Annotated in this window: 4 protein-coding genes and 1 pseudogene; 1 reads left to right on the top strand and 4 read right to left on the bottom strand. The window is 73.2% G+C overall.

The window, feature by feature from the left end:
* Positions 1-44: 44 nt before the first annotated feature.
* Both AN218_RS31360 and AN218_RS31355 read right to left on the bottom strand, forming a co-directional pair.
* On the bottom strand, positions 45-620 hold the full coding sequence (locus AN218_RS31360; RefSeq protein WP_070020412.1) for a class I SAM-dependent methyltransferase: 576 nt from the start codon (positions 618-620) through the stop codon (positions 45-47).
* Between the two features lie 9 nt (positions 621-629).
* Positions 630-1640, bottom strand: a complete 1011-nt coding sequence (locus AN218_RS31355; protein WP_070020411.1) for a hypothetical protein — start codon at positions 1638-1640, stop codon at positions 630-632.
* Positions 1641-1891: 251 nt separating this feature from the next.
* Between AN218_RS31355 and AN218_RS31350 the strand changes: the two genes are divergently transcribed.
* On the top strand, positions 1892-3811 hold the full coding sequence (locus tag AN218_RS31350) for a S9 family peptidase (protein WP_070020410.1): 1920 nt from the start codon (positions 1892-1894) through the stop codon (positions 3809-3811).
* On the opposite strand, the gene AN218_RS34985 is transcribed toward AN218_RS31350, so the two are convergent.
* Positions 3696-4592 carry an SURF1 family protein gene (locus tag AN218_RS34985; protein ID WP_141747776.1) on the bottom strand — a complete coding sequence of 299 codons (897 nt, stop codon included), beginning with the start codon at positions 4590-4592 and terminating at the stop codon, positions 3696-3698. The two genes, AN218_RS31350 and AN218_RS34985, sit on opposite strands and share 116 nt — an antisense overlap.
* Before the next feature lie 145 nt (positions 4593-4737).
* A pseudogene (locus tag AN218_RS37295) lies at positions 4738-5495 on the bottom strand (DUF4232 domain-containing protein); the annotation flags it as partial.

The raw sequence follows: 5495 nt of genomic DNA, 5'->3' as shown, positions 1-5495 counted from the left end.
GGCGCCGCACCCGCCGGTCCGGGTACGACGCCGGCCGGGACGGCTCACTCCGGCCGGCGCCCGCGGAAGCGGATCCCGCCGGACTCCGGGTGCCGGTCCACCGCGACGTCCGTGAAGCCCGCCGCCTCCAGCCGTCCCGGAAGCGTCGCGGGCGGCAGCGTGTTCATGGTGTCGCCGATGTGCAGCAGCCGGAAGCGGAAGCCGGGCTGGCTGTCGCTCCCGGCGAAGACGCCGCCGGGCCGCAGCACCCGGAACGCCTCCCGGAAGATCGCGTCCTGACGTGCGGCCTCCGGCACGTGGTGCAGCATCGTGAAGCACACCACCGACGAGAAACTGCGCTCCGGCAGCGGCAGTTCCGAGGCGTCGCCGTGGATGACGCGGGCCCGCTCGCCCCAGCTCTCCTGGAGCAGACGCGTGGTGTCCTCGTCGATCTCGACCGCGGTCAGATGCGGCACCTGCTCGACCAGGACCCGGAGGTTGGCCCCGTACCCGGGGCCCAACTCCAGTACGTCCTCGCCCAGTTCGACGTCCTCCAGAGCCCAGGGCAGCAGCTTCTCGCGTACGCCGCGCGCCCACTTCTCGGAGCTGCACAGTCGGCGGTGTGCTCGGTTCATCGGCATGTGCGCACGCTACTCGTACATCACGTACTCCGGCTTCGGGCGGAGCGCCAGCACTTCCTTCGGCTTCATCAGCCGCGACGTCTCCGCGTCCTCCTCGTAGAAGAGCTTGAAGCCCGTGTGCACCCCGTCGGGCATGCCGTCCACCAACTGCCGCCAGGTGCCGCGCTTGAGCCCCGGGGAGCCTATGCCGTCGGCGCTCTTGATCAGCGGGACGCCCTTCGCCGGACGCATCTTCTTCTCGTCCTCGACGACGGAGTCGGCCACCTGGTGGAAGACCAGCGGCTTGTCCGGCAGGTCGTGGTCGTCGACGATCCCGGCCAAGTGGTCGGAGACGTCGTTGAGTTCGCCGCCGCTGATGCGTCCGTACGTGTCGCCCGGCGTCTGCCCCGGGCCCATGTCCCACTCGGGGTCGAGGGCGACGCCGACGTCCGCGTGCTCCAGCCAGTCGTCCAGGGCCTTGACCTCGTCCAGCGCGGAGGAGCGGCCCGGCTGGATGTTCAGCAGCAGCAACGCCTCCTGCTCGCGGGCGAGTTCGTGGAAGCGGCGGATGGTCTTGTCGGGGGTGCGGGTGCGGTAGGTGCCGTCGGGGCCGGGGCTGGGATTGGCCACCGTGGCGAGCAGTTCGAGTACGGGCAGGGGCTTGCGGTCCTCGGCGTACTTGCGTGCCGTCTTCTCCATCTCCTTGACGCGCTCTGCGGGGTCGCCGTCGCCGAGGCGGCCCAGTGCCGGTGCGCCGGGCAGTCCGCAGTAGCCGACGAGGCGGTACTCGGGGAACAACTCCCGTCCGCCACGGGGAAGTTGCGGCCGCTTCTTCCTGGTCCTGCTCGGCGAGGGCGACTGGGAGGACGAGGGCTTGTGCCCCGCGCCGCTGCCCGAACCCCCGCCGCCCTTGCCGTCGTCGGGGTGCGCCGTGCCGCAGCCCGCGAGCGCCCCGAGGCCCGCGAACGCGGTGATCGCGAGGATCCCGCGCCGGCTCGGCGTCCCGCTCCCGGTCCCGGTGCCTGCTCGCTTACCGTCCACTCCGGCTACCGCTCCACCGCCTCCCGGCTCACCTGTCCCGTCCTGTCCGTACCGCGCCCTCAGTTCGCCGCTCGTGCTCGTCCCGTCAGCCACGTCGCCTCCGTTCACCGGTCGGTGCGTCCTGCGTGCGTGTCCGTACGTACGTCCCCGTCCCGTCCGCTTGTCCCAACGACCCCTGGTCGAAACGATGTTGTCCGGCCACTCCCCGGCCCCCGCCCGCGCGGACCGCGCCCCCGGCGCAGAATGGGCACATGACGCAGAACACGGATGCCAAGCCGGATCCGGCCATGCCGGAGTGGGAGAAGCGCTTCCGGGCGCCGCGGGTCTCGCTGCCCGACTGGGCCGAGGACGCTCCCGACCGCTCGCTGTACGTCTCCAACGTCACGGGCACGTTCGAGCTGTATGCCTGGGACCGGACCACGGACGGCCACCGCCAGGTCACCGACCGCCCCAACGGGACCACCGACGGCGTGCTCACACCCGACGGGGAGCAGATCTGGTGGTTCTCGGACACCGACGGCGACGAGTTCGGGATCTGGATGCGCCAGCCCTTCGAGGGCGGCGACGACGAACCGGCCGTGCCCGGGCTCGCCCCGTCCTTCCCCGCGGGCCTGGCGATCGGACGGGACGGCACCGCCGTCGTCGGACGCTCGACCGACGAGGACGGTACGACGATCCACCTCTGCCGCCCCGGCGAGGAGCCCGTCGAGATCTACCGGCACCGCGAGTCCGCCGGTGTCGCCGACCTCTCCCACGACGGCACGCTGCTGGTCGTCGAGCACACCGAGCACGGCGACGCGATGCACTCCGCGCTGCGGGTGACCCGCCCCGACGGCACCACGGTCGCCGAGCTGGACGACAGCGAGGGCGGCACCCGCGAACTGGGCCTGGCCGCCCTGGGGTTCGCGCCCGTACCGGGTGACTCGCGGCTGCTGATCGCGCACCAGCGCACCGGCCGCTGGGAGCCGATGATCTGGGAGCCGCTCACCGGGACCACGACCGAACTCGCCGTCGACCTGCCGGGCGATGTCAGCGCCGACTGGTATCCGGACGGCACCGCGCTGCTGGTCTCCCACAGCCATCAGGCGCGCAGCGATCTGTGGCGCTACGACATCGAGGCGCGCACCCTGACCCGGGTGGAGACGCCGCCCGGCTCGGTCGCCGAGGCGACGGCACGGCCCCGCGCCGCCTTCGCCGGCGCCGGCGAAGGTGCTGGCACGGGCACGGGCACGGACGGCGTCGACATCGAGTACCTCTGGTCCTCTGCGGCACAGCCGCCCCGCGTCAACTCGGCCACGGGCACGGTGATCCTGGACCCGCCCGGGATGAAGGCACCCCCGTCCGTGCCCGTCGAGGACGCCTGGGTCGAGGGCCCCGGCGGCACCGTCCACGCGCTGGTGCAGAAGCCGGCGGGCGAGGGCCCCTTCCCCACGGTCTTCGACGTGCACGGCGGCCCCACCTGGCACGACAGCGACGCCTTCGCCGGACAGCCCGCCGCATGGGTCGACCACGGCTTCGCCGTCGTACGCGTCAACTACCGCGGCTCGACCGGCTACGGACGGGCCTGGACGGACGCCCTCAAGCACCGCGTCGGCCTCATCGAGCTGGAGGACATCGCGGCCGTACGGGAGTGGGCCGTCGCCTCGGGCCTGGCCGATCCGCGGCGCACGGTCCTCGGCGGCGGTTCGTGGGGCGGCTATCTGACGCTGCTCGGGCTGGGCACCCAGCCGGACTCCTGGGCCGTCGGTCTCGCCGCGGTGCCCGTCGCGGACTACGTCACCGCCTACCACGACGAGATGGAGGCGCTGAAGTCGCTGGACCGCACGCTGCTCGGCGGCTCACCGGAGGAGGTGCCGGAGCGCTTCGCGGCCTCGTCGCCGCTGACGTACGTCGACGACGTCAAGGCGCCCGTCTTCATCTCCGCGGGCGTCAACGACCCGCGCTGCCCGATCCGTCAGGTCGAGAACTACGTGGAGCGGCTGGAGCGGCGGGGCGCACCGCACGAGGTCTACCGGTACGACGCCGGGCACGGCTCGCTCGTCGTCGAGGAGCGGATCAAGCAGTTGAGGCTGGAGATCGACTTCGCCCTGCGGCATCTTCCGGACCCGGCTCCGGATCAGGATCAGGGCCGGGGCCAGGACCAGGGCCGCTCTCCGGCCGGCCGGGAATGATGCCGAGCGCGGCGTCCTTGGCCAGCTCCGCGTCCCGGCGGAAGAGCCGGAACCACATGAAGACCACGAAGCCCGCGAAGACGAACCACTCGGCCGTGTAACCGAGGTTCTGGAACGCCTTCATGTCGAGGCCGGTGTTGTCGGGTCGTACCGGCGGCACCGGCTTCAGCTTCGAGGAGGCCGGAGTGTGCTGCACGGTGATCCACGCGTCCTGGACGTCGTACGGGACGACGTTGACCAGCGAGGCCGCGCTGATCATGCCGAGCTGCCCCTTCGGGAGACCGCCGCCCGCGCCGCCCTCGCCCGCACCGCCCTCGGACTCCGACGCCTGGAGCGCGCCGGTCACCCGCACCTCGCCGCGCGGCGGCGCCGGTACGCGCGAGGGGTCGGCCTCGCCGGGCAGCCATCCGCGCACGACGGGCAGCGCCTTGGCGTGGCCGCCGGGCTCCGCGGGACGCACGCGCAGCAGCGAGAGCACATAGAAGCCGCGCTCGCCCTCCAGCTTCCGGTCGGGCACGAGCAGCGGACGCGCGGTGTCGTAACGCCCGGAGACCTCCGCCGTACGGCCGCTGGTCCGCTCATCGACGGGCAGCAGCCGGGAGAGCGGCTGCGGTGCGGCGTGCGCGGCCGAGGAGACCGTCCGCTGCTGCTCCTCGTGGCTCTCGACCCGGGCCTCGAAGCGGGAGAGCTGCCAGGTCCCCATGAACAGGCACACCGGGATCGCCAGCACGGAGAAGAGGTTGACGCCCCACCACCGCGGGGTCAGCAGAAACCGGTACACGCCTCAACGGTACGGGGCCGCACGGCGGCCGGGGAGCCTGGGTGCGCGGGCACCGGCGGGTGTACGCGTGCGCAGGCGGCGGTGCGCACCGGCGCCTCGACGCCGTACGGAACGGGACGGGCGGGAGGACGAGCAGACCGGGAGGTCAGTCGGCCGCGAGCACTCCCGTGCGGTAGAGCGTGCCCGCGCACGCCCCTTCCAGCTCGGTGTCGACCGCCGCCGGGTCGCCCACGTCCGGGGTGTGGGTCAGCACGACGCTGGACTTGTTGTCCGTCTGACCGCCCGAACCGCCGCCGGAATCGCCGTTGTTGCCGCCGGTCTCCGGCACCCCCGGGCCGCCGTTGCCGTTGCCCGGTCCGCCGTCGTCCCCGCCGGGGCCGCCGTCCTCGCCGCCCTGGGAGCCTTCGGGGCCGTTGCCCTCCGGAGCCCTCGACTCGGCCTTCGGCTTGGGGCCCTCGCCGTGGCAGTCGCTGGGCACCCAGGCCCACTTGACCTCGTATGCCTCGCCCGGCTTCAGCACCAGTTCGCTCGGGGCGAGGTCCGGGTCGGGCAGGCCGCCGGCCGCGTCGCCCGCGGTGTGGTCGATCACGGTGATGCGCGAGACGTCGGCACGTCCGCGCGCGGAGGCGCCCACGGCGCCCTCGCCCTCGACCGTGCAAGCCTCGGAGGAGGTGTTGACGACGCGGAAGCTGCCGTAGACCTTCCCGTCGGGGCCGGGAGCGCCCTCGTCCGCAGAGCCCCTGCCGAGTTGCTGCCGGCCGCAGCTCGGGGCGCTGGTCGCCAGGTCCTCGTGCGAACCGGAACCGTCGTCGCCGCCGCCCTGCGTCGGGGAGGGCGAGGCCGAACCGTAGCCGCCGCCCGACTGCGCGCCGCCCGCGCCCACTCCGCCCGCGGCGTCGCCCG

It is taken from the genome of Streptomyces nanshensis (genome assembly GCF_001751255.1).
Classification (GTDB): domain Bacteria; phylum Actinomycetota; class Actinomycetes; order Streptomycetales; family Streptomycetaceae; genus Streptomyces; species Streptomyces nanshensis_A.
This window is presented reverse-complemented; position numbering and strand designations above follow the sequence as displayed.